The sequence below is a fragment of the Paulownia witches'-broom phytoplasma genome (assembly GCF_019396865.1).
GTDB classification, from domain to species: Bacteria; Bacillota_I; Bacilli_A; order Acholeplasmatales; family Acholeplasmataceae; genus Phytoplasma; species Phytoplasma asteris.
Genome location: NZ_CP066882.1, coordinates 630,465 through 653,622, shown reverse-complemented (window position 1 = coordinate 653,622; position 23,158 = coordinate 630,465). Strand labels below are relative to the sequence as shown.

Genomic DNA, 23,158 nt, shown 5'->3' with positions numbered 1-23,158 from the left:
CTAAGCCTTGATAAAGTTGATGAGGGGTTTTAAGAGGGGTTGAAGGGCGTGAATAAGAGAAGTTTTTCCACTCCTGTCAAGTCCTTCGAAAACGATTAATTTCATCATTTCTTTTCTCCTTTGATTTTTATATTTGGGCATAAAAAAAGACCTTCAAATTGAAGGTCTCAAAGTATTAATTATTTAATTTTACTTAATTGTTTTAAATAAGTTGTTTTTTCTAATTCGTCTTTGGCTTTAGTTAAAAGTGCTAAGTATTTTTGACTAGCTTGAATCATTTTATTGATAAATGTTTTATCTTGATAAATCCGCACTACATGATAACTTTGGTTGTTAAAATAAACTAAAAAATAAGCTAAATTAGCTTGACTACAATAAAGTTGACATTGAACTTGGGCCCAGTAGTATTTGGGGATATTTTCTAACTGAGGGTGAGTTAAAAAACTAGTCCAAGTGGATGAAACTTCTTGATTTTCATTCACAAAAGGACATTTAATTTCTAAAACAGCTCGATGTTGTTCATTGTAGCCATCTAAAGAGGCGGGAAAAAGGTTAACTTGATCATCAGTAAAAATGGTGTCTTAAAAAATTAAATTGGTTTTTTGTATGAAAAACTGGGAGCGATGGGTTCCATTTTTTGTCCATGAAGCGTAATATTGATTAGCGGTAAAAGTGGTGCCAAAGATTTTATCATGGACTAATTGTTCCATGGAACGAAAGGGATCTAAACCTGTTATCGAAGCAACTTCGGAAGCGTTGATGTATTTTTTTCGATGTTGGTACCATAATTTGGTGCGTTGTGATAGTTTGATTTGCATGGTTATTTACCTTTCTTAAAAATTTTCTTTAATAATAATAAAAAGATATTTTCCTAAATAATAAATAAATTTAATTATATGATAAAAAAATTTAAAAAGAAAATCAATTAAATATAAAAGATGAGAAAGAAATAATAAAATAATTGTTAATAAACCTAAGTTTAACCATTGATTTTGATAAGTAAAGAAATAATGACTGATAGTATTAAGGCTATTATTTAACTTAGTTAACCAAGTATTAATTAAATTCCACATGATGATTAGGTCGCTTCGTGGTTAAATATTGGTAAAATTTAACCACTATTCCTTTTTTTAATTGGTTAATACTTAGTTTAACACTGAAAAGATAGAATTTAATGACATAATAAACAATTATAATTGGAATAAATAAAAGTAGAGTGATGATGAAAAAGATGAGATTACTAGGTAAAGATTGAAAGATTTTTTTTGATGAACATGGTTATTGTTTCCTTTCCAAGTTATGTGTGTTAAATAAAAAAACCCTGAAAAGGGTCTTGAGTTAAGAATAATAAGTTAAAATTAAATTATTGAAATATATTGGAAATTTCTTCTAATGATTCAATTTGTTCTCTTAAACAATTAATTAAATTAGATAAATTAGTGTGTATTTCTAACAATTTATTTAAAGTTCTGTTGTTTGGAATATTTGTAAAAGCAATAATATAAGCTATTTGATTTTTTTGATTTATATATTCTTGTATTTCTTGTTTTTTATTAATAATAATTTCTTTATTGATTTGAATATTATTTGAGTTTTCCATAGCCATAACTTGATCATTATTATTTATTAAAAATAATCCCAAAAAAATAAATAAACAAATATTTATTATTTTAAATTTATTTTGTAATTTAAACATTAATTAAATTTCCTTTTGATATTTAATAATAAAAATAAAACACACTTTAAATTATTTTAACGTCTTCTATTATTATTTGGTTGATTTTGGTTATTTTGGGTTTGATTTTTAATGATATTTATTTGTCTTTGATTTTGATCTATTCTTGTTTGGATATTTCTTAAAATGTTTATTTCTTCTTCTGAAGCATAAAGCGGCGTGTTGTTAATGGCTGTTATCATTTCTTGTGTTAACAATAAATATTCTCTTTCTAATTGAACTCTTGTCATATTATTATCAAAATTTCTTAATATTCGTTCTTGATTATTTAGTTGTCTTTGTTGATAAGTTATTATTTCTTGATGTATTTGTTGAAGTTGTGATAATAAAAAATTAATTTCCGTTTCTGAACTATGATATAAAAGTTCATTAATCAATTGTTGAGATATTCTACCTTGGGTTAATAATAAGTTTCTAAAAATATTATATTCATCTATATGATTATCAACAACTGAATTATTTTCAGATATGCCATCATTATTACCCGTTGCCATCACTTGATAATTATTAGTTATAAATAATAGTCCTAAAAAAGTAAATAAATAAATACTTATTATTTTAAATTGATTTTGTAATTTAAACATTATTTTAACTCCTTTGTTTAATTAAGAAAAATTATTTTTGTTCATATTGCCAAAAAATATACATATTTGAAGCGCCATTTCCCATTTGTTTCAAATCTTCTAAGGTATATTTATCATCCTCATCATCTTTAGTACCATTATCAAAATAAACACCCAATAAATTATGAGGCGGATTTTTAATTTTCCACATAATGGCAGAAGTTGCTATATTTCCATTATAACAAGGTCCACTTATTGTAAAATCAAAATATTGTGAAAATGGTTGAAAATATTTGATACGATTAATATCTGAAAAAGTTGTATTAACAATTCTCATATCACCAATAAACTCTTCATTAGGAGTGGCTATTACTTGTTTATTACTAGTAATTAAAAACAACCCTAATAAAATAAATACAAATATGTTCAATAATAATAAATTATTTTTGATTTTAAACATTAAATGAAATCTCCTTTATATTTTAACATACTGGAAGTTGTTAAATTTAATCACCAGTTATCGCTAGTTCTTTTTTTACTTTCGGCTTATTTGGCTTTATCGTTATTGTGTTTATCTTGGTAAAGAGATAAAGTTTTTCTTTTTGGATTAAAGTGAAGGTGGAAATCGGTTAATTCGAAGTTGTCATCAACAACAAAAGCCTCGCCAAGGTAATAGTCTTTGTCGTCTTCTAAGAAGTATTTAGGACCTTTGTATTTAACGATTAAATAATTGCCACCTGGGCCTTTGTTTTGTTTTTTTCGAAATTCACATAGTTATCTAAATAACTATCATCTTTGGTATCGAAATGAGAGTGAGGTGTTTCAAAACTTTGGACAACTTTTTACTTTTTAAAAATTCTTTAAGACTAACTTAATAGTTAGTCTTTTTTTCTTTTCAAGGCTAAAAAAATAATTTCATATCTTTTCTAAAAATATTTTTAGAAAGGAATAAAATGTTAAGACAAAAATTATTTAAAGATTTTTTAAAAAGTAAAAACAATTTAACAATTCGCGATCAATTAATCGAAATTCATTTACCATTAGTAAAAAAAATAGTTAAACAATTTAAATATTTCCCTAAAGCACTTCAAAGAGAGGATTTATACCAAGAAGGAATTTTAGGTCTAATCAAAGCTTTAAATAATTACCAAGATTTTTCCTTTAATTTTATTGTCTATGCTACCCCAACAATTAAAGGAAAAATCACAGAACTTATTAGAGGTCTACAAACCACTTCTACTTCCAGAGAAGTTTTTCGGAAAGAAAATCAAGTAAGTAATATTCCTTTTGAAGAAACACAACTTCAAACTATTAATATCAACAATCTAAACCCTCATCAAATTTGGCTAACCCAAGTTAATCACGAATTGTTTATTGAAAAAATCAAATCCAATTTAAATAAACAAGAATTCGAGATTATTAGATTAAGTTTTGGGATTCCTTTAAAAATCCAAAACCAATACCCTCAAATTGAGTATTCCAACAAAGACATAGGTAAAATGTTGAATTTATCTGCAACACAAGTAAAATTTATCAAAACTAAAGCAATTAATAAATTAAAAAAAATAATAAAAAGGAAATAAATAATATGAATTATCAAAAAAATACAACTACTTATTATAATGTTGATGGTAAAAAAATTTGTGGTATTCACGAACATGCCCCTTATACATGGAATTTTATTAAAACAACCTGGTTTAATAAAAATGGTAAAACAATTGACTTTATTACTGAATATAATCCCAAAACAGAAGAACCAATCAAAGAAACTTATTATAATTTTAACGGAACAATCAAAGAAGTAAAAACTTTTTTTTAATCAATATAGAAACTAAACCCCTTTTTGAAGGGGTATTTTTTATACCCAAATTAAAAAAAGGAGTTAGAAAGATGATTGAAGCAGAACGTGCTTTGTTGGGGGTTTTACTTTTAAACCCCGAAATAATTTCTTTAGTTTTTAATGAAATTACAGAAACTGACTTTTACAGTCCTCATCATAAAAATATTTTTAAAGCCATGAAAATATTACATCAAAATAATAAAGAAATTGATTATTCTTCAGTAAGTGCTATTTTAGAAAATGAAAAATTATTAAAACAAATAGGAGGAATTAATTATTTAAATGAATTATCTGATTTGATGCCTTCTCCACATCACTTAGAAACATACATTGATTTAATTAAAGAAACATCTTTAAAAAGAGAAATTGGCGGTATTATTGCTAAATTATCCCAAATTGCAAGAAGCAAAATAGCTCCACAAGAGATTTTAGAATTAATAGAAACAAATACTGCAAAATTAAGAAAAAAACTCACTCCCAAGTTTAAAGATTTAAAAAGTTGTGTTTCTAAAGTAATCAAAGACATTTTGGAAAACAACAATAAAAATAACTTAGTTGGAGTTAAAACAGGATTTAATAATATAGATGATTTAATTGGAGGTTTTAAACCAGGACAATTAAATATTTTAGCCGCAAGAACAGGAATGGGGAAAACTGCTTTTATCTTAAATTTGGCTGTCAATATTGCTAAAGTTTTTCAAAATATTCCTAAAAAACATAATATTTTGATTTTTAGTTTAGAAATGACATCTGAAGAATTAATTAAACGTTTAATTAGTTGTGAATCTCAGATTAGTATCAAAAAAATGGAACAACAACAATTAACTCGTGAAGAAAAGTTACAATTATTGCAAACAGAAGAAAAATTAACTGAATTGAATATTTTAATTGATTATGACAGAAATACCAAAATAGAAGAAGTTAAAAGAAAATGCCGTCAATTAAAATTTCACCAAGGACTTGATATAGTTTTCATTGATTATCTACACCTTTTAAGAGGCGATCAATTTCTTAATTTAAATCAAGCAATTGGGATTATTACTCGTGAATTGAAAAAGTTAGCGATGGAATTACAAATTCCTATTATTGCTTTAAGCCAAATGAACCGCGCAACTTTAATGAGAGAATCTAAAATCCCTAATCTTTCAGATTTAAGAGATTCAGGTTCAATTGAACAAGACGCCGATATGGTAATTTTTTTGCATCGCGAAAGTTATTATGAAAAAAATCAATTTACAAACGTTGTAGAAGATTTTACCCAATTTATTGTTGCTAAAAATAGGGCAGGTAAATTAGGCCAATGCAATTTTAATTTTGATAAAGAAATCCAAAGAATTGAGGAAAAATAATGTTAATTTCAGAAAATATTTTATCCCAAATCAAACCTGATAATTACTTTAAATATCCTTTTAATCAATATATGAAATTAAATCATCAAAGTTTAAATCATTATTTTCAAATTACCAAATCAACTTCCCAAAAGCAAAAAGTACTGCGTGGCAAAATTAACGAATATCTAATTTTAATTTATTTTCGACATCGTGGAATCACCAAACAAAATCCCCAAACATATTTATTTTTTATTCCTGATATCAAATTTGATTTAGTATTGTTTACCCAAAACAAACGAATTGTTGCTTTTAATTTTAAAACTTGCCTCCGTGAACGTTACAAACAAGCTATCATCGAAGCTCAACAACTAAAAAAACTCGATACGCGTTTTGAATATTACTTATTAACAAATGATGCTATCGAATCCCAAAGGCTCAACAATAAAATTAAAAACGGCAAAGTCCAAGGAATTGATAAAGTAATTGATTGTTTTTCTCAAAAAGCTAATATCTTTGTAAATACCTTATTCCAAAGACAATTTATATCTTTTAAAGATATTAATTTAATCAAAAATACGAAAGGAAATAATTAAAATGTGGAATAAATTAATAGTTTTTGAAGGGCTAGATGGAAGTGGCAAAACTACTTTGATTAATAAATTAAAAAAATCTTTAATTAATAAAGGACAAAAAGTAAAAGTTTACCAAGGTTTAGGAAGTAGTTCTATTGGAAACGAAATAAGAAATTTGTTTTTATACCAAAAAACAACAACCACAAAAACTAAATATTTTCTTAGTTTTACCAACATGATTCAAATTCAAGATGAACTGATAATTCCTAATCTACTTAGTGGCCATCTTGTTATAGTTGAACCGTTGGTATGATTCGACTATAGCTTATCAAAGAAAAGGTAATTCCATAGATTATGATGATGAAATAACATCAAAAATTATTAATCAACATTTACTCAAACCTCATTTAACTTTCTATCTAGATATTGACCCCCCAAATTGGATTACAACGAAAACAAACCTAATCAAATCATAAATTAGATCTCATTGAAAAAAACCATTAAATTATTTTGAAAATGTTCGTCAAAATTATTTAAAACAACATAAATACTGTAATGATGCAAATTGTAAACACCAAAATTGCAAGTATTTTTTAATTAATGCAACCAACTCACAAAAAGATAATTTAGCCCAAATAATCAAAACTTTAATTAATAAAAAAATATTATAAAAAAGGAGACAACAAAACAATGACTAAGAAAGAATTAACCAAAGAAGTTGCAAAGCAACTAAAAACTTCAGTTGCAAAAACCGAAGAATTTTACAATTCATTTGAAAATACCTTAATTGAATCAATCACATCCAACGAAGAGGTAGTTTTATCACCTCAACTCGGCAAGTTCGTCCTCAAATCCCGCAATGCACGCGTGGGACGAAACCCCCAAACAGGTAAAAAACTCAAAATCCCTTCAAAAACTGTGGTAACTTTCAAATTATCAAAAAACCTCAAAGATAAAGTCAAAACCCTTAAATTAGAATAAAAAGGAGATAAAAACATGAGTGATGGATTGACAGAAGCATACCGTGGGACTTATTTCAAACACTGTAGCAAACCAATAACCAAGAAAAAAATCAACAAATACCGCCAACCCAAAGTGAAATGGCTTAATTTATCCCACCCTAATAAAACTTTTAAAAACAAAAAGAAATCGTTTAAAAAACGAAGTAAAATTCTTAAAAATTATTAAGAAAGGTAAAAAAATATGTGGTTATTTTCAATAGTTACAACAATTAGCAATTTTATTCTAAATTATACCAAAGGATTTAGCACTACCGAAATACTTGAACGAAGAATGGATGGAATCGAAACAACAATTTTCACTATTCTTATTGTTTCTGGGTTCAAACCTATTTTTAAATTAATTACAAACACTTTAATTTTCATCAAAGATATAATTTTGGCTATCTTTTTCCCCAACAAAAAACTACAAAACTTAGAAATCCAAAATGCCAGACAAGAATATTTAGAGCAAAAATTATTACAAAAAATAGATAAAATCAATGAAACCCAAGAAAAACTCCAATCCCAAATAGAAGTACAAAAAGTCAAAGTTGCTAATTGGAAAGAGAAAAAAAGAAGAAAAAAACAACTTAAATCAAAAAACACCAATTCAATTATAAACAAGGAGGATGGAAATGAATGATCTAAATTTCTCTATTGGATTTATCGTTGGCGCTCTATTTACAACTTCTTTAATGTTTATCATTAAAAAAATATTTTTTAATTTTCTTCCATCGCCAGAAAACGATGAATTAAATGAGCCAAAAAAAGAAAATACAACTAAAAGTTTATTTTCAATTATTACAAATCCAAATAACGAATCAAAAGAAAAAAACAATCCAATTAATGAAAAGGAGGATGGAAATAATTAAAAAAAATTATTTTATATCAATTTAATAATACTTATTTTAACAACATCCATAATTGGGTATTTTTGTTAAATCGTAATTTTAAATAATAATAATTCATTCTTTAAAAGAAAGTAGATGAATTAAAACAAGAAATTAAAAGAAAAATTTAATAAAATAGATAAAAAAATTAACTAAATTATAGATAATTTAGAAAAAACAGAAGAAAAAAAACAAAAGAAAGGAAATTTAATTTAAAATGAGAAAAATCCAAAAAAAAGCTATAAAAACCAAAAAATCTAAAGAAATACCAAAATTGAAAACAAAATCCATCCAAGAAAACACTAAAACAACTTCGTTTCAAACTAAATATTCAACACCAATTAAAGAAGATGTTTTTAAATCAAACAAGTTATTATTATTTTTACATTTCGTTGCTTGTTTAATGATTATTTTATATGTTCTTTTACGCTTAAACGTTATTTATTACGAAAATCAAATTCCTTGGTTAACGTCAGGAATAAATAATTTTATTAATTTATTTAAAAATTTAGGAGGCAAATAATATTATGATTCAAAATACAAAGAAAAAGACAATCATCACAACTTTAACAATCTTTATATGCTTATTTTTTACAATTTCATCAGTTTTAGCAGTAGCAAATTACTACGCCAAACAAAAAAAAGAAAATATAAAACTTTTCGATAAGAATAATTTCCCTTGTTTCACTGTTGAAAAAACAGACGGAAACAATGATAATAAAACTCTTTTACCACTTCCTATTCCAAACTTCAATCAAGTAAAATATAGCTATTTAATTACAGTCGACCATGAAGCTACTTTCAAATCAAACGGGATGGAGATCACAACTCCTTTATATTTAAAAACAAAACTTACCTACAATACTAAGAATACTTTTAATAATCCAGCAGAAATTTTTAATACAAGTTTAAAAATTAATAACAACGAATATGATGACGCAAAACGTCCTCAAATGGTACTAGATGCTGACGGCAACGGAAAATTAAAAATAAAATTTGGTATCGAACAACGTGAAATTATTGACGCAGCCAAACCTACTTTAGATGTGATTTTGGATTATGAATTAGTTGATTCCCAAGGCAAATCTTTTGGCGGCGGCTCACAAACAATCCAACAAAAAATAACGCAAACAGCTTAATCAAAATAAATTAAAAGACTAAGTAAAAACACCTTAGTCTTTTAATTAAGAAAGGAGCTACTATGGCTACAATAATCACCAAAAAGAAACAACCTCAATCAAAGGTTGTTTCAACTCTCAAAAAAACACAATCCCCAAGAAAACCTGAACCATTTTCTATTTTTAATCTCATTACAATAATCATTTTGTTTCTTTTATTTTGGTTAGCAACTTATGTCTGGATTCATCACCAAACTTTAACCACCACTGAGGAAAAAATAAACCAACACGAAGAGTTACTTAAACAACAACAAGAACGACCAAAAGATAAAAAACAAACTTTAACCTCCACTGAGGAAAAAATAACCCAAGAAGCCAAAGATAAAAAACAAACTTTATTAGACGATAATAATCTTCCTCCTAACACAAACCTCCAAAAAGAAGAAGTTATTTTTGAACCTTCCGACCCCCAAAAATTTATTGGTTTTTACAAATTAATTGGGTTTAAAGAAGAATTAAAAGCAGTTCAAGGATTTATTAATTATTTAAATAAACCTGAAAACTACCAAGGTATTGGACAAGTTGAATCACCCCTAGGGATTTTAATGTATGGGTGTCCTGGTACAGGTAAAACAACTTTAGCACGAGCGCTTGCCAAAGAAACTAATTTACCATTCTTTGAAGTTAATAGTTCCTTGTTTTCCCAAAAGTATAAAGGGGTAGCGCCGAAAATGGTAAAAGATTTATTCACTGATGCAAGAATTGTTGCAGAAAAATCTAATGGTGCTATCATCTTTTTAGATGAATGTGAAACTATTTTCACTGATTTAAGTATGTTAGAAGCAGGTTCAGAAATCGCGAATGTTGTAAACCAATTCAAAACAGAAATGACTTCCATGGATAGTAACCCTGAAAAACCAATTTTCATCATCGGGGCAACAAATCATTTCACCAAAATTGATGAAGCAATTAAATCACGTTTTACGTACAATATCGAAGTAAAACCAGGAAATAAAGCCGAACGACAACAAATGCTAGAATTCTTAATTAAGAAAAGAAAAAATCCTTACAGTGAAGAAGCGAAACAGTATTTATTTGAAGTCATTAACGAATCTTTAGAAAAAATACCTTCAGATAAAGAATATTTAAAAGCTAATCGTACCTTAGAAAACTTGTTAAAAACAACTGTTAGTATTTTTGCCGAAAACCGTGGTAAAGATGAGAACAAAAGAAGTGAAATCAACAAAGAAGACTTAAAACAGGCTTATCAATTGATTATTTCACCAGATACTACTTTATTAGACCAAATTGAAAATCAATTAAAACCGAAAGGAGGTGAATAAATATGATATCACCATTATACGTTCTGAAAGGTTTTATTAACTTAAAATCTTATTTAACGTGGTTTTTGATTGCTACCACTGTTTTTGGCCTTTTTTGTTTCATCAAAAATAAATTTTCTCACAAACAAAAAACTACAACCCTAAAAAGTTATTTAATTTACTTTTTAACTATTCTTACCCTATTCAGTTTTCTTTACTTATCTTTCTTTCATAAAACTGAACCATCATCTAAATATACAGGTCAATTAATTGGCAAAATTGGTGAAGCAATTAAAAAATACGATGAAACCATTAATAATTATCGTGGTTTAAAAAAAGATTGGGAAAAGGAATTGGAAAAATGTGAAGCGGAATTAAAAGAACTTTACGAACAAAAAAAAAATAACCCAAGAATCCAAAGATAAAATCAAAGAGGTATTGGATAACAATAAAACAAAAATTAAAGAAATAAAAGAAAATTTAGATAAAAATACCGAAAATATTACTATCTTAAAAGGGAAATTAATTCAATTAGAAAAAGAAAAAGAAGCCAAAGAAAAAGAAATTAAACAAAAACAAGAAGAACAAAATTTAGCTTCTCCTGATGATAAAACTAGATTACAAGCTGAAATTGGAAAACTTCAAGATGAAACTTTAGAAATAGTTGGTAAAATTGGCGAAATAAAAGTTCAAATCAAGAACTTACAAACAGACCAAGAATATTATCAAGATATGTTATCTAGCGCTGAAAACTACAAAAGAATTTTAGAAGAAAGATATGAAGATTTAACTGAAGGAGATAAAAAATTATTTAAAGAAATCCAATCAGTTGAAGAACGCCGTGCTAAAATCCAAAAAGAAATTGATAAAGTAAATGAAAAACTTGAAGAAATTAGAGCCGAACAAGAATTATATAAAGCCTAAAAGAAAAATATAAAGAAATGTATGACCGCATGCTAACTTATGAAAAAGAAAATGAAGCATCACTGGGAAATATTGTCAGATGGGGTTTTAAAGCTTTTGATAAAGTTACTGACTTAATTCCTGCTAAATATGGTATGAAAATTATAGGCAAAACAGCTACTTTTACACGTAAGTTCGCCCAAGGTATGTCAAAAACTACTTTAGTTCTTCACGAAGGCCACCGTTTATGGCACATATATAATGAAGTAGCTAATGAAAACAAAGAACATCCAAAAATGATTACCAAAGAAGCTTTAGAAATGTATACTAAAGATATTGACCGCGATTTAGCCAAACTCGACGCTGACTACAAAGATTCCGAAAATAATTTAGGTGGTTATAAACTCCAACAAAATGAAGATAATTTAACTAAAGAATTCGGTGAATCTATAAAAATAGTTAGAGGAATAGAAGCAGAAGAAAAATCAGTCATTAACGAATATAAAAATACCATCCGAGAATTAAAAAAACAACGAGATGCAGTTTCTGACACTGACAAACTATACCGAGAAAAAACAAATTTAGAAAACGATTTAAGTAACAAAGATGAAGAATTAAACATTGCAAAAGACCAATTAAAACAAAAAAATCCAAGTTATGCTCGCGCTCAACAACGCATTCAAGCTAGACGAGTTGGTAAAATACCTGAAATGGTTATGATTACAAATAAATAATTATTTTAGCTAATTATTTTATTAATAAAATTGTATAATAGTGATAAGCAATATATTTTTATCACTATTATCAGGAAAGGTAAATAAGTTATGAAACAATCCAACTTTTTTCAAAAACATTTAGTAACTATTATTATCATTTTACTTTTTGGAATAGCAATTATCATAGGCATTCACCAAGGATTTAATGATTATCAAAACAAAAAAAATCTTTATCTCCTTTAGGACAAACTCCAGAAAAAAATTCCTTAGAAAAAGAAACCCCACCAAGCCCTTCAAGAATGAAACGTTCTGCGGACGACCCCCCCAAATAAAAATTAAAACCACTGCTGCTCATTTAGAACAAATTAAAACTTATCTTTTTACCGAACCTACTGACACTTCTAAATTACCATCAGATCTATCAGCAAGAGAACAAGAAAAAATTGAAGAAATTAAAAATAGTTGGCAATTATCATTGAATTTATTAAAAGAAGAAAAAGATGCCATTAGCAAAGAACAAAAAACATGTGACGAACACCAATCTCACTTAAATTCTATTCAACCTCAAATAGAAAATTTAAAACCACAAAAACAAGAACTACAAAAATTACTAGATGAAAAAAATCAAGAACTTAATAGATTAAAAATTAATAGAAAAGGGAATGAAGCTGAAATTGGAAAACTTCAAGATGAAACTTTAGAAATAGTTGGTAAAATTGGCGAAATAAAAGTTCAAATCAAGAACTTACAAACAGACCAAGAATATTATCAAGATATGTTATCTAGAGCTCAAAACTACAAAAGAATTTTAGAAAAAAGATATGAAGATGTAGAAACAGTATATATAAATTCAATCTTAAAATCCCTCAACTCCCTCTATGAAATCACACCAACTGAGGGATAAAAAATTAAAGGAGTTATAAATTAATGTTTAAATTAAAAAAACAATTATACTTATTTAAAATAGTTTTATTCGTTTTTTTAGGAATATTTTTAATTACTGATAATCATCAAGTCATGGCGATGGATGATAATAGTTCTTCATCGCAAAATAATAATTACATTTTAAATAATTCTTGTGATTTTTTTTTAGAAACGCAATCAGTTTTTATTAATGAACGAAATTGGCAACTCGCTGGAACATGGAAAAATGTAGTTTTAAACATTCAAAATATGAATAAAAATATAAATCCAGAATCCTATCAAAAATTATTTTCATTATCCATGAAACTAGGTTCGTTAATTCAAATTACAGAACAACAAGGAAAATTAATTTATGAATTAAAAGAAATTAGAAAAAAAATTATAACCTCAATAAACATAAGACAAAATCCACAAGATTTATTAAAACAAGAAGAAGAAAAACGCGTTAAATTCCATGACTTAGATAAACAATTTTTTTCAATTAAATAAATATTATAAATAATAATTTTGCAAAAAAAAGCAATTAGAAGAATAAATAAAAAAAATAACAATTAAATAAAACTCTCTAAATACCCCTAAAACGCATTATTTTAACCCATAATGGGGTTTTAAAGATGTTATTTGATATAAACAAAAATTGTATTTTTAAAACGTTTTAAATTCCAATATTTTAATTAAAAAAAATTATACCACTGCATTAATATAAAATTCAAAATACAATTAAATTTTAATAGACTCTCTTTGTGAGAGTCTTTTTTTTATACCCAAAAATAACCAAATTAAACAAAAAATTAAAAAAGAAAGGAAAAATTAAAATGAATAAACAAGACTTAAAAAAAATAATCAAACAATTTAAATCACAAATTCCAACAGGCTATGATATAATTATAAAAAAAGGAGAAAATTAAAAATAGAAAAGAATAATGAAATAAATGTCTTTAATGTAGTTAATTGTTTGATTAATCATGTTGATACACAAGAATATAAAGTTTCTAATATGAAAATAAATAAATTGTTATATTATATCCAAGGATATTATGTTGCTAAATACGATAAACCATTATTTAATGAGCCAATAGAAGCTTGGTTGTTTGGACCAGTTATTCCACATGTTTATGGAAAATTTCTCGAATTTGTCGACCGCCCAATAACTAATAATTATGTTTTTTTCGAAGCATCCGAAACCGAATTAAACGAAGAAACAAAAAACATTATTTATAAAGTAATCGATAAATACGTCAAGATATCATCATACGATTTAAGCGTTATGACGCATGAAGAAAGTCCTTGGAAAAATGCATACAATCCTCGCCGAAAATGAAAAAACAATATTATTAGTCCTTCATTTTTAAAAGATTTTTTTTAAAAATAAAATAATTTAACAATTTCAAGGAGCGAAAACGGTTTTGAAAAAATTAAACTTGAAAGATTTTGATGAAATTATTCAAACGATTAACAGTATTTGCGTTAACATTTCTAGAAGTAAAAATTTACAAAAAAGTAATAACGCGCAAGGAAAAGAACGAGAGATGGAAGCTATTTATAGAGATACCATTTCCCTTAATTTAAACAGTTATCCTTCTATTTTTCGGAATCAGGTATCTTGTGAGACACAAAACAAGCATGGCAAAGCGGATATCGTAATACATTTTGATGACTCAAAAAAAAATATGTTGTGGAATGCACCGTTCTAAAAAAAGAAGAAAATCAAACATTAGTAAACAAAATCGAAAAAAAATATCGACAATTACTTTATAATACGACAGACAAAGATAATAAAATTTCATTGCTTTTTTTGTTTTAAAAAATGTTTTTGATTCTAATAAAATTTTTAAAATAATCGAAACCTTTATAGAAAAAGAAAACTCCGAATATAAAATTCATGAAACAATAACAAAATATCAGAATAATGATTGGGTAATAAAAACAAGACCGACGCGTTTTCCTGAAATAGATTTTTTTATTCATATTGGAATTTATGATTTTTTTTATAATGTGGATTACGCCAAATATCAAAAACCAAACAAGAAAAAAATTGAAGAAAACATTGAAGAAAACACAAAAAACAAGAAAAAAACTTAACAAATAAGGAGTTATAAGTTAAAATGATGCAAGTAAAAAATAAATTACATTTTTTATCATTCTTTTTTTTGATAAGTTTAGGATTTTTACTGATAAAAATAACTAAAAATATTATCAACATAAAAATTATCTTATTTATAAAAAACCCTTTTGGAAAGGGTTTTTTATTTAACCATACTTACTTATCCAAATAACAAGACTTCTTTAAACAAGAGTCTTTTTTTATACCTTTTTACCATTTGTCAGGCAAGAATAATTAAAAAAGAATTAGGAGGTTATTAAATAATGTCTAAAGTAATTAAAATTCCCTGTATCTAAAAAATTAATAATTATGTTATTAATTATTAATTTCAATTTTGTCCTTTCCATCAATGCTCATTCTTCTTTTTTTCATAATCAAAACGAAACCAAAATTAAATTAGCAGATTACCAAACCCTCCAACAAGAATGGTTAGCGACCCAACCCAAAATGAAAAGATATGACATTCCTGTTTTATCCAAAGAAAGTATCCCTGAAATCCTAAAATATTTCAACATTGAAATTTTTAATCGTGGTTTGGAAAATCCTGCCTACAATCCTTATGCCAAAGGTTACTTCTGTTGGGACCTAAAAGATCCTCCTTCAGGACTATTGGGTGTCTACTTCAAAGCCAGGCAAAACCCTTTTAAAATTGAATATCCCGATGGTGACGATGAATACACCTTAGATGACCTTTTAAAATAAGAAATCGCTATCGAAGAAGCTTTCGTATTTTGGGATGCTCAACAAAAAACTCAGGAAGAAAAGGTCAATATGGAATTAATCAGGGTCAATATCTTTGTTGACCAAAGTAAAGAAGAAGTGATTAATAATTACTTAATCCAACAGAAAATCATCCAAAAACCCAAACTAATTAAATTAGGTTGTTATAACCCCACTCCTAACACTGGTTTGGTTGTTCCTTTCCCTTTAGGTGGATTTAATTTTTTGGAAGTTGAGGCTATTTATTTCGATGATGGAATTCGCCTCCTCCCCCAACTAACTTCCACCATTGCAGATTTATTGAAACTCTCCAATGGCGCCAAAAATATCTATCTTTTTTCTTTCAATACTCAAAAAAGAATTAAAAGCATCGAATTACCTGATGCTATTGATCCTTACCAAGCCATTCGAACATGGAAAAGAGATAATAATTTATTTGATTATGAAGGTGAATTTATACACCAAACTGGTAGCGTAAAAAAGGCATTGTTAATAACTCCAAATAGAAAACAGACTCTATCGTGTGAAATTCACCAACTTAAAAATATTTTTAAAACCGAAAAGGAAAAATTTATTATTTCTTGTAAAGATGAAGAACCAAAATTGCGTATTTTCAATTATTATAGTTCTGAATATGTTAATTGGTTAAACCAATGTTACATTAAACCTGGCATTTCTTATTCATCTGTAGAAATAAGAGATAAATTTGGTCGTTCATCAAGGGGCATTTATAATCAAGAAGGGGAAAGCTGTCAATATCATTATGATCCAGGATTTTTCATAGATGATTGGTACGTTAATGGGATTAACTGTGTTGGCCCAAACAATACTTTTTCTAATTTTTATGACACCACTCCGCCACTCAAAAAACCTCAAGAAATAAATATTAATTGATATTAAGACCTTATAATGAAGGTCTTTTTTTCATTTTGGGGCTTTTTTGTTAAAATCAAAAAAATATTAAGATAATTGGTGTTAATGATGCAAAAATTAAATTATTTCTAAACTAAACTCCCTCTATGAAATCACACCAACTGAGGGATAAATAAAAAAGGGGTTATAAGTTAAAATTGAAACAAACTATGATACAATATTTAAGAAGAAAGAAGGGTAAAAAAAAATGAAAAATATGACTTCTTTTGATGCATTTTTAAGTATCAAAAAAAATCAAAGGAATAGATTTTATGTTAAATTATTTCCAAGTCCATAAAGGTACTATCAAACGTTGGGTAAAACAACAATCTATTCCTAAAAATTACGATACAGACTTAAAAAAAATAATTAATCAACTTGAAATTGAATATCCACATATCGATATAGTAAAATTTCAAAATAATTGTTTAAAAAAAAGAAAGAAAATTTGATGAATTTTATACTACTCATAAAATTGCTTTAAATTGTTTTGAAATTTTAAAAAGTAAAATGTTAGAATTAAAAATAAATTTCGATGAATATAATTTTATCGAACCTTCAGCTGGCAATGGAAGTTTTTATAATTTGTTGCCGCCAACTAAAATAATAGGTGTTGAAATTAACCCTCATATTAATAAAAATTACATTATTAAAAATTATTTAGATTTTATTCCTGAAAATAAAACAAAAAATATTGTTTTGGGTAATCCACCATTTGGGTTAAGAGGTAATTTGGCTTTAAGGTTTATTAATCATTCATATCAATTTGCTGATATTGTAGCGTTTATTTTGCCGCCTTTATTTGAATCAGATGGGAAAGGAACACCAAAAAAAGAGTTACTGGTTATAAATTAATGTATTCTCAAAAATTACCTTTGTCATCATTTGAATATCCAAGTGGTAAGAAAGTTAAAGTATCAACAGTTTTTCAAATTTGGACCAAAATTAATATCAATTTATTTAAACCGCCACTCATCAAAACAGCTAATAATTTTATCAAAGTTTATTCTTTATCAGATGGCGGCACTCCATCCAGTACCAGAAATAAAAAAATGTTGAATTTATGTGATATTTATTTACCAAGTACTTGTTTTAAAGGAATGAAAGTTTATAATTCTTTTGACGAACTCCCCAACAAAAGAGGATATGGAATTAAAATTTTAAAAAACATCACTAAAATTAAAAAAATTTTTCAAAATAATGATTGGACTAAAACAGCTTTTTTATCTACTAATAGTGCTTTAAATTTACGTAAAAGTTTAATAATTAAAGTTTTAATTGATGCTGGTTTTAGCGATGAAAAGGACGATAATGCATAATAAAAATCTTATTTCTATTTTTTTTTAATTCTGTTTATCAAGAAACTATCAATAATTTAAAAAAACCACCCAAATTTAATGAAAAAGATATTTATTATAAATTAAAACTTATTTCTATTGATGCTAGAGTTAGTTTTGGTCAAAGATTTTTGGTTAATGCTTTTAAACAAAATGGTTTTCGATCTTTTAATGACAAAGATAAAAATAAAGATTGGGATATAAAATTAGAAAATTATCGCATTGAATTAAAAACCTCAACTTTGGATGTTAATAATAAATTTCAACATGAAGGAATTCATAAAACTAACAATTATGATTTGTTAGTTTTTTTAGATATCGCTCCAAATAAAATTTTTTTAAAAGGAATGTTTTATAACGAAATTAATTTTAAAAAACTACATCTTAGAGGTGGAGGTAGAAAAACAGCTACTGGTACTGGTTATAAATATGATTATAATTTAACCAAACATTTAGAAGAAAAAAATGAAATAGTTATTTTAGAAGATTTTCAAAGGCATGCTAACATTTGGATAGAAAAATTAAATAAAATTAATATATAATCTTTTCAAGGCCATTTTTTTTAATTTGGTCTTTTTTATACCTAAATCCAACCATATCAAACAAAACAACAAAAGACAAAAAAATATTAAAATTGAATACTATCCCAGAAGAAAAAAATTAATAAATATTTTTTTTATTAATTGCATAAAAATGTTATAATATATGCAGTTAACAAAACGGAAATGAGTTTAGGAATGGAGAAAAAAATAAAATAAAAATTAACAATTAAAAACAACTCATAATTTTAACTTCAATTAACTAATTTTAAAATGAAAAATACCCCCCAAATCAGGAATGCCTCTTAAACGCATTATTTTGCCCCTCTCGCTTTGATTTAAATCCAATTAGGGTAATTTTTTACTAGTTTTAATTTAGACCCCACTTAAATTCAATTTAGCCTCAAATTGACCTCTTAAAAACCTAGGTAAACACTTACTTTTATTTTTTACAATTTTGACATAAATTAAAACGAATCATTTTTTTAATCTAATTTAGACCCCCTCATTTGAGGGGGGGATATTTTTTTCATTTTTTTCCATTTTTTATCTCTTCTGTCATCATTTTCGCTAGTGTTTATGTTGAGCATTTTGCCTTTAACCCTGTTATTATATGGCACAACTACCCCAAAATTAAAAACTCCGCATTATTACGTAAAAAAATTTAATCCATGTCGTTTTATATGCAACTTTTTCATTTTTTCGGCCTATATATATATTGTACATACTTCTTATTAGGTTAAACCCGTGGGTAAACCTAAACACCAATTCAAAAAGCCCTACAAGGCTTTTTTGAATTGGGTTGTGATAAATAATACTTAATTCGGGTTAACCTAATAAGAAAGATGTATCATTAATATTATTATATTTAATATTAAATATAATAATATTAATGATAATAATTAAATATAAAAACCCTTGATAGGTTTTTAATAGGTTTTTATATTTAATTATAAATAATAAATTTATTATATTATATCATGATTTATAATGTTTAAATTATTATATTATCTAACCAAGTGCCCGTCAAATTTTTAAATTTAACGGTCAAATTAAAATACCCCCCTAAATCCCCAAAGGGGACTTTATAGGGGGGTGTAATATATTAATTGTATCCTCGGCTGGCCGCCTAGTTCGCTACGCTCGTCTTGGAATACTAATAACATTATATAATAATTTAATAAATATATTTTAATTTGTAACTTTTAATGCATTTTTTAGTTATAATTATTTTTGGAATTGATAAAAAAATATTAAGATAATTGGTGTTAATAATGCAAAAATTAAAGAAAAAAATAAAATTATTACAAAATATGGTTTCTCACATTCAAACTATTAATAAAAAAATAGTTTTTCAATTGGTTAAACAATTTGCAAAAGACCTAAATTTAACTACCATTTTAAAAACAATTCGTATTAATCGAAGTACTTATTATTGGCTAAAAATTGAAAAAAAGTTAAAATTAAAAGAAACAAAACATTTTTTGCAACAACAACGTATTCAAACTTTATGTTTACAACATGAATATTTTTACGGTCATCGTAAAATTACTGATTTATACCAAGAAATTTTTAATGAATTTATTACTAAGAAAAAAGTTTATCTTATCATGAAAGAAAATAATATTTGTTGCAAGTTAAGGCCTAAAAAAAATAAATATTATTATAAAAATTTAGAATCTAACCTCAAAGTAGTCCCAAATTTAATTAATCAAAACTTTACTACCTCCCAACCCATGAAAAAACTATTTACCGATATTACTTATTTTCCCACTCCCCAAGGATTTATTTATTTTTCGTGTATTATTGATTCTTTTAATAAATTGCCTCCCACACTTCAAACCGACAAAATAAAGAATTAATTTTAAATACAATCAAAAAAAATCCTGCTTTAAAACCCCCTTTTATTATTCATTCTGACCAAGGTAAAGTTTATCAATCTCTAAAAGTACAAAAAGTTTTAACTAAAAAAAGGGTTTTAATTAGCATGTCTCGTAAAGCAACCCCACGTGATAACGCTGTCATTGAAAATCTTTTTGGCCAGATGAAAAGTATTTTATCCAACCAACATCCTTTTTTATTCCAAAAAACCTCAACTAAAATCAAAAAAATTATCAATCAATTTCCTTCTTTTTGGAATAATAAATGGTTATTAACTAAATTAAACAATTTATCTCCCTTACAGTATTTGCAAAATAGATAATATTTGTTAATAATATATAAACTTATAACCTTTGGAAAAAGGTTGTTTTGTTGTACATTTTTTTCTATAAAAATCAAAAACTCCGCATTATTGTGTAAAAAAAATGAAACCCATGTCGTTTTTATAGCAACTTTTTCTTTTTTTCGGCCTATATATATAGTGTAGGGATAAAATATTTAAAAAAAATATCTTTTGAAACTAGCAAATTATGAAAAAACATTAGACACTTTTTAAGTTTAATGAAATTATTTGTTAGTTTGAAAAGATAAGAAATTATCTATTTAATTTTAAATCTTAAAGAGTAATTTTGAAATAAAAAAGTGTCTAAAAAAACGGAACAGTTCAGTTGCTCCCATTAAGACAATTTTTTTATTACTACTATTAAAACCATCTAATTTATCTAATAAAGTATTAATCACATTGACTCCTCCTGAAGAAATGTTGGAATCATTACGATTTTCTAAACCTTCAATTTCATCAATAAAGATGATGGTTTTATCATGACTTTCGGCTTCTTGCCACACTTTCTCCACTTCTTCCCCCCCCCCTTCTCCGATATATTTTTGTCGGAATTTGGCAGGAATTAAATTAATAAAGTGAACGTTAGCCTCACCACAAAGGGCTTTGATTAAAAAGGTTTTCCCTGTTCCTGGCGGACCATAAAGTAAATAACCTTTGGGGCGGACTTGATCGAAGTTAATTAAGGATTGGTTGGTGCGAAAATAAGTCAATAAATCTTCTAATTCTTCTTTTTCTGTTTCCATACCGCAAACGTCTTTGAATGTCACTTTCTTTTTAGTATGAGGAAGCGGTTTATTTTCTTTTAAATGATTTAATTGGATAGTTAAATTTTTCTTTTGTTTTTCAAAAGCTAATTTTTTATCAGTTAAGAAAAGTTGAAAATCCTTGAAATTTTTTAATTCGGTTTGATTTTTTTGATATTCTTTTTTAGTTTTTAATTCTTCAATTCTTTTTTGGATTAACTTCCACATAATTAAGGGCTTGATTTAATTGAAAAATTTGTTGCTGGAGGTTTTCTTGGGTTTGGTGTTGGGCTTTTTCTTGTGCTAATTTTTCTAATTCTTCTTGTTTTTCTTTTTGATTTTGGTTTCTTTGTTCTAATAAATTATCGACTAAGGTTTGTTGGGTTTGTTGTTGGGGTTTTAGTTCGGTTAATTGTTGTTGTTTTTGGGTTTTAATGATTGGAGTTAATTGCGGATTATTAGTTAATTCGGTTTGGAGAGTTTTGATTTTAGTAATAATGTCGGTTAAAGTTTTAACATTTTCATCAATTTGGGTTTTTAAGGTTTGATCTTTTTGTTGTAATTCTTTGATTTTAGCTTGTTCTAACTTGATTTGGTGGTCGATCTCTTGTGGGTTTGTTTATGAGGGTTGTTTAGTTAATGATGGAGTTTTAGTTGTTGAACGAGAATGAGTGATACCAAAGATTAATAAAATCAAGAAACCTAAACTTAATAATCCGATCAAACTCAGATATTTTTTTTTATTTAATTTCATGAATAACCTCCTTTCTTAGGTTTTTAAAAGAAAATAATTGGGTTATTTTAAAATTAAAGTTTTCGCTTGGTCTTTGATGGTTTTAGAAAGTTTGAAAGTTACTACGGTTTTGGCAGGAATTTTTAGTTTTTTCTTTGTTTTAGGATTTATGCCAATGTAGGCTTTTCTTGATTTTAATTTGAATTTGCCAATTTTAGAGGATAAAGACACTTCTTCATTTGATATGATTGCTTTGATTAGAGTATTCTCAAATGAGTTATAAAAATCTTCTGTTTTAGAAATTGAGGTTTTATTTACCTCAGCGATTTTTTTAATTAATTCTTTTTTTGTCATAATGATTTGACTCCTTTTTTGATTTTTTTTGAAAATTAATGTTATTTAAATTAAAATAGAGTTTCGCTTAAAATTTAATGATGTGAAACGATAGTGAAAATTTTAATTCTACTCATAATTTTTAATAATGATTTCTTGATTGATGTTTTTATTGGTGAGATGATGGCTAGTTGTTGTTTTTATTTTAATGATGTTATATTTTGAAAATAAATTAATAATTGGGGTTGTTTCGTAATTGGTATATAACCATTTGACACCCCTTTTGGTTGCTTGGTGTAATTCTAAGGCTAATTGTTGATGATCAGTAAAAGAAAATGGTTTTTGGTAAAAATCTTTAACTTTAATCCCTTCATAATAATATGGTGGATCGATAAAAAGAAAATCGCCTTGTTGACTATTGGCGATAACTTTACGAAAATCCATGCAATATAAAACATGTTTTTTCTTTTGGAATTGATGTTGGAAGGCGATCAATTCCTTTAAATTGATGATTAGAGTTTTTTGTTTGGGTTTATAACCTAAATTTGTTTTTAAATTACTTTGCTTATCATAACGAGTAATACCACGAAAAGCGTAT

General features: G+C 26.3%; 25 protein-coding genes and 7 pseudogenes. 23 read left to right on the top strand and 9 right to left on the bottom strand.

Features of this window, described 5'->3' with window-relative positions; translation table 11 throughout:
* The 6 genes and pseudogenes from HGD80_RS05175 to HGD80_RS03510 all read right to left on the bottom strand — a co-directional run bounded on the left by HGD80_RS05175 (window position 1) and on the right by HGD80_RS03510 (window position 2,758).
* Entirely contained in the window at window positions 1-141 is a 141-nt protein-coding gene (locus HGD80_RS05175; protein WP_225904328.1) for a hypothetical protein, read from the bottom strand.
* Window positions 142-179: 38 nt separating this feature from the next.
* Window positions 180-818, bottom strand: a pseudogene (locus HGD80_RS05735) (YqaJ viral recombinase family protein).
* A 15-nt stretch (window positions 819-833) separates the two neighbouring features.
* Window positions 834-1,073: a hypothetical protein gene (locus tag HGD80_RS03525; RefSeq protein ID WP_219474512.1), complete on the bottom strand. Its 240-nt coding sequence runs from the start codon at window positions 1,071-1,073 to the stop codon at window positions 834-836.
* A 290-nt stretch (window positions 1,074-1,363) separates the two neighbouring features.
* Window positions 1,364-1,696: an SVM family protein gene (locus tag HGD80_RS03520; RefSeq protein ID WP_219474510.1), complete on the bottom strand. Its 333-nt coding sequence runs from the start codon at window positions 1,694-1,696 to the stop codon at window positions 1,364-1,366.
* Between the two features lie 56 nt (window positions 1,697-1,752).
* Window positions 1,753-2,319, bottom strand: coding sequence for an SVM family protein (locus HGD80_RS03515; RefSeq protein WP_219474508.1), 567 nt, complete (start codon window positions 2,317-2,319; stop codon window positions 1,753-1,755).
* A gap of 31 nt (window positions 2,320-2,350) precedes the next feature.
* Complete coding sequence (locus tag HGD80_RS03510) at window positions 2,351-2,758, bottom strand: SVM family protein (RefSeq protein WP_219474506.1); 408 nt, start codon at window positions 2,756-2,758, stop codon at window positions 2,351-2,353.
* 493 nt (window positions 2,759-3,251) lie between these two features.
* Here HGD80_RS03510 and HGD80_RS03505 point away from each other — a divergent pair, with 493 nt between their 5' ends.
* From HGD80_RS03505 to HGD80_RS03405, 23 genes and pseudogenes are all read left to right on the top strand, one after another.
* Window positions 3,252-3,881 (top strand): sigma-70 family RNA polymerase sigma factor, encoded by a 630-nt coding sequence (locus tag HGD80_RS03505; protein ID WP_219474505.1) that lies wholly within the window; start codon window positions 3,252-3,254, stop codon window positions 3,879-3,881.
* Between the two features lie 5 nt (window positions 3,882-3,886).
* The gene (locus HGD80_RS03500) at window positions 3,887-4,117 is read left to right on the top strand and encodes a DUF2963 domain-containing protein (protein WP_219474503.1); all 231 of its coding nucleotides are present in this window, start codon (window positions 3,887-3,889) and stop codon (window positions 4,115-4,117) included.
* Window positions 4,118-4,188: 71 nt separating this feature from the next.
* Window positions 4,189-5,487 (top strand): replicative DNA helicase, encoded by a 1,299-nt coding sequence (gene dnaB / locus HGD80_RS03495; RefSeq protein ID WP_219474502.1) that lies wholly within the window; start codon window positions 4,189-4,191, stop codon window positions 5,485-5,487.
* Window positions 5,487-6,062, top strand: a complete 576-nt coding sequence (locus HGD80_RS03490) for a hypothetical protein (RefSeq protein ID WP_219474500.1) — start codon at window positions 5,487-5,489, stop codon at window positions 6,060-6,062. Before dnaB ends, HGD80_RS03490 begins: the two co-directional genes overlap by 1 nt.
* Before the next feature lies 1 nt (window position 6,063).
* A pseudogene (gene tmk / locus HGD80_RS05655) lies at window positions 6,064-6,712 on the top strand (dTMP kinase).
* Window positions 6,713-6,731: 19 nt separating this feature from the next.
* Window positions 6,732-7,022, top strand: a complete 291-nt coding sequence (locus tag HGD80_RS03480) for an HU family DNA-binding protein (protein ID WP_219474498.1) — start codon at window positions 6,732-6,734, stop codon at window positions 7,020-7,022.
* A gap of 15 nt (window positions 7,023-7,037) precedes the next feature.
* The gene (locus HGD80_RS03475) at window positions 7,038-7,229 is read left to right on the top strand and encodes a hypothetical protein (RefSeq protein WP_219474497.1); all 192 of its coding nucleotides are present in this window, start codon (window positions 7,038-7,040) and stop codon (window positions 7,227-7,229) included.
* Window positions 7,230-7,244: 15 nt separating this feature from the next.
* Complete coding sequence (locus tag HGD80_RS03470) at window positions 7,245-7,685, top strand: hypothetical protein (protein ID WP_219474495.1); 441 nt, start codon at window positions 7,245-7,247, stop codon at window positions 7,683-7,685.
* The gene (locus tag HGD80_RS05485; protein WP_264081077.1) at window positions 7,678-7,914 is read left to right on the top strand and encodes a hypothetical protein; all 237 of its coding nucleotides are present in this window, start codon (window positions 7,678-7,680) and stop codon (window positions 7,912-7,914) included. Before HGD80_RS03470 ends, HGD80_RS05485 begins: the two co-directional genes overlap by 8 nt.
* Window positions 7,915-8,149: 235 nt before the next feature.
* Complete coding sequence (locus HGD80_RS03460) at window positions 8,150-8,455, top strand: hypothetical protein (protein ID WP_219474490.1); 306 nt, start codon at window positions 8,150-8,152, stop codon at window positions 8,453-8,455.
* Between the two features lie 4 nt (window positions 8,456-8,459).
* Window positions 8,460-9,071 (top strand): hypothetical protein, encoded by a 612-nt coding sequence (locus HGD80_RS03455; RefSeq protein ID WP_219474488.1) that lies wholly within the window; start codon window positions 8,460-8,462, stop codon window positions 9,069-9,071.
* 170 nt (window positions 9,072-9,241) lie between these two features.
* Entirely contained in the window at window positions 9,242-10,393 is a 1,152-nt protein-coding gene (locus HGD80_RS03450; protein ID WP_225904457.1) for an AAA family ATPase, read from the top strand.
* Between the two features lie 2 nt (window positions 10,394-10,395).
* Window positions 10,396-12,009 (top strand): annotated as a pseudogene (locus HGD80_RS03445) (DNA double-strand break repair protein Rad50).
* A 90-nt stretch (window positions 12,010-12,099) separates the two neighbouring features.
* Window positions 12,100-12,895, top strand: a pseudogene (locus HGD80_RS03440) (hypothetical protein).
* 23 nt (window positions 12,896-12,918) lie between these two features.
* Complete coding sequence (locus tag HGD80_RS03435; protein WP_219474483.1) at window positions 12,919-13,404, top strand: SVM family protein; 486 nt, start codon at window positions 12,919-12,921, stop codon at window positions 13,402-13,404.
* A 466-nt stretch (window positions 13,405-13,870) separates the two neighbouring features.
* Window positions 13,871-14,236, top strand: coding sequence for a Panacea domain-containing protein (locus HGD80_RS03430; RefSeq protein ID WP_225904326.1), 366 nt, complete (start codon window positions 13,871-13,873; stop codon window positions 14,234-14,236).
* 85 nt (window positions 14,237-14,321) lie between these two features.
* The gene (locus HGD80_RS03425) at window positions 14,322-14,609 is read left to right on the top strand and encodes a hypothetical protein (RefSeq protein ID WP_219474480.1); all 288 of its coding nucleotides are present in this window, start codon (window positions 14,322-14,324) and stop codon (window positions 14,607-14,609) included.
* Between the two features lie 719 nt (window positions 14,610-15,328).
* Window positions 15,329-16,633 (top strand): annotated as a pseudogene (locus HGD80_RS03420) (hypothetical protein).
* 290 nt (window positions 16,634-16,923) lie between these two features.
* The gene (locus HGD80_RS05160) at window positions 16,924-17,103 is read left to right on the top strand and encodes a hypothetical protein (RefSeq protein ID WP_225904325.1); all 180 of its coding nucleotides are present in this window, start codon (window positions 16,924-16,926) and stop codon (window positions 17,101-17,103) included.
* Window positions 17,104-17,161: 58 nt separating this feature from the next.
* Window positions 17,162-17,506 (top strand): hypothetical protein, encoded by a 345-nt coding sequence (locus HGD80_RS05155; protein ID WP_225904324.1) that lies wholly within the window; start codon window positions 17,162-17,164, stop codon window positions 17,504-17,506.
* The gene (locus tag HGD80_RS05150; protein ID WP_225904323.1) at window positions 17,506-17,970 is read left to right on the top strand and encodes a hypothetical protein; all 465 of its coding nucleotides are present in this window, start codon (window positions 17,506-17,508) and stop codon (window positions 17,968-17,970) included. The genes HGD80_RS05155 and HGD80_RS05150 overlap by 1 nt, the downstream gene beginning before the upstream one ends.
* Before the next feature lie 149 nt (window positions 17,971-18,119).
* Window positions 18,120-18,530, top strand: a complete 411-nt coding sequence (locus HGD80_RS03410; RefSeq protein ID WP_219474479.1) for a hypothetical protein — start codon at window positions 18,120-18,122, stop codon at window positions 18,528-18,530.
* 1,271 nt (window positions 18,531-19,801) lie between these two features.
* Window positions 19,802-20,730: pseudogene (locus tag HGD80_RS03405) on the top strand (IS3 family transposase).
* Window positions 20,731-21,074: 344 nt separating this feature from the next.
* Here HGD80_RS03405 and HGD80_RS03400 read toward each other — a convergent pair.
* The 3 genes and pseudogenes from HGD80_RS03400 to HGD80_RS03390 form a co-directional block, all read right to left on the bottom strand.
* Window positions 21,075-22,248, bottom strand: a pseudogene (locus tag HGD80_RS03400) (AAA family ATPase); the annotation flags it as partial.
* Between the two features lie 42 nt (window positions 22,249-22,290).
* Window positions 22,291-22,581: an HU family DNA-binding protein gene (locus HGD80_RS03395; protein ID WP_219474476.1), complete on the bottom strand. Its 291-nt coding sequence runs from the start codon at window positions 22,579-22,581 to the stop codon at window positions 22,291-22,293.
* A gap of 108 nt (window positions 22,582-22,689) precedes the next feature.
* Window positions 22,690-23,142, bottom strand: coding sequence for a DNA adenine methylase (locus tag HGD80_RS03390; protein WP_264081112.1), 453 nt, complete (start codon window positions 23,140-23,142; stop codon window positions 22,690-22,692).
* Window positions 23,143-23,158: the final 16 nt, after the last annotated feature.

Excerpts from the sequence above, each read along its gene's own strand:
- HGD80_RS05175 (WP_225904328.1), bottom strand. The coding sequence starts at position 141 with ATGCCCAAATATAAAAATCAAAGGAGAAAAGAAATGATGAAATTAATC.
- HGD80_RS03525 (WP_219474512.1), bottom strand. The coding sequence starts at position 1,073 with ATGTGGAATTTAATTAATACTTGGTTAACTAAGTTAAATAATAGCCTT.
- HGD80_RS03520 (WP_219474510.1), bottom strand. The coding sequence starts at position 1,696 with ATGTTTAAATTACAAAATAAATTTAAAATAATAAATATTTGTTTATTT.
- HGD80_RS03515 (WP_219474508.1), bottom strand. The coding sequence starts at position 2,319 with ATGTTTAAATTACAAAATCAATTTAAAATAATAAGTATTTATTTATTT.
- HGD80_RS03510 (WP_219474506.1), bottom strand. The coding sequence starts at position 2,758 with ATGTTTAAAATCAAAAATAATTTATTATTATTGAACATATTTGTATTT.
- HGD80_RS03505 (WP_219474505.1), top strand. The coding sequence starts at position 3,252 with ATGTTAAGACAAAAATTATTTAAAGATTTTTTAAAAAGTAAAAACAAT.
- HGD80_RS03500 (WP_219474503.1), top strand. The coding sequence starts at position 3,887 with ATGAATTATCAAAAAAATACAACTACTTATTATAATGTTGATGGTAAA.
- dnaB (WP_219474502.1), top strand. The coding sequence starts at position 4,189 with ATGATTGAAGCAGAACGTGCTTTGTTGGGGGTTTTACTTTTAAACCCC.
- HGD80_RS03490 (WP_219474500.1), top strand. The coding sequence starts at position 5,487 with ATGTTAATTTCAGAAAATATTTTATCCCAAATCAAACCTGATAATTAC.
- HGD80_RS03480 (WP_219474498.1), top strand. The coding sequence starts at position 6,732 with ATGACTAAGAAAGAATTAACCAAAGAAGTTGCAAAGCAACTAAAAACT.
- HGD80_RS03475 (WP_219474497.1), top strand. The coding sequence starts at position 7,038 with ATGAGTGATGGATTGACAGAAGCATACCGTGGGACTTATTTCAAACAC.
- HGD80_RS03470 (WP_219474495.1), top strand. The coding sequence starts at position 7,245 with ATGTGGTTATTTTCAATAGTTACAACAATTAGCAATTTTATTCTAAAT.
- HGD80_RS05485 (WP_264081077.1), top strand. The coding sequence starts at position 7,678 with ATGAATGATCTAAATTTCTCTATTGGATTTATCGTTGGCGCTCTATTT.
- HGD80_RS03460 (WP_219474490.1), top strand. The coding sequence starts at position 8,150 with ATGAGAAAAATCCAAAAAAAAGCTATAAAAACCAAAAAATCTAAAGAA.
- HGD80_RS03455 (WP_219474488.1), top strand. The coding sequence starts at position 8,460 with ATGATTCAAAATACAAAGAAAAAGACAATCATCACAACTTTAACAATC.
- HGD80_RS03435 (WP_219474483.1), top strand. The coding sequence starts at position 12,919 with ATGTTTAAATTAAAAAAACAATTATACTTATTTAAAATAGTTTTATTC.
- HGD80_RS05160 (WP_225904325.1), top strand. The coding sequence starts at position 16,924 with ATGTTAAATTATTTCCAAGTCCATAAAGGTACTATCAAACGTTGGGTA.
- HGD80_RS05155 (WP_225904324.1), top strand. The coding sequence starts at position 17,162 with ATGTTAGAATTAAAAATAAATTTCGATGAATATAATTTTATCGAACCT.
- HGD80_RS05150 (WP_225904323.1), top strand. The coding sequence starts at position 17,506 with ATGTATTCTCAAAAATTACCTTTGTCATCATTTGAATATCCAAGTGGT.
- HGD80_RS03395 (WP_219474476.1), bottom strand. The coding sequence starts at position 22,581 with ATGACAAAAAAAGAATTAATTAAAAAAATCGCTGAGGTAAATAAAACC.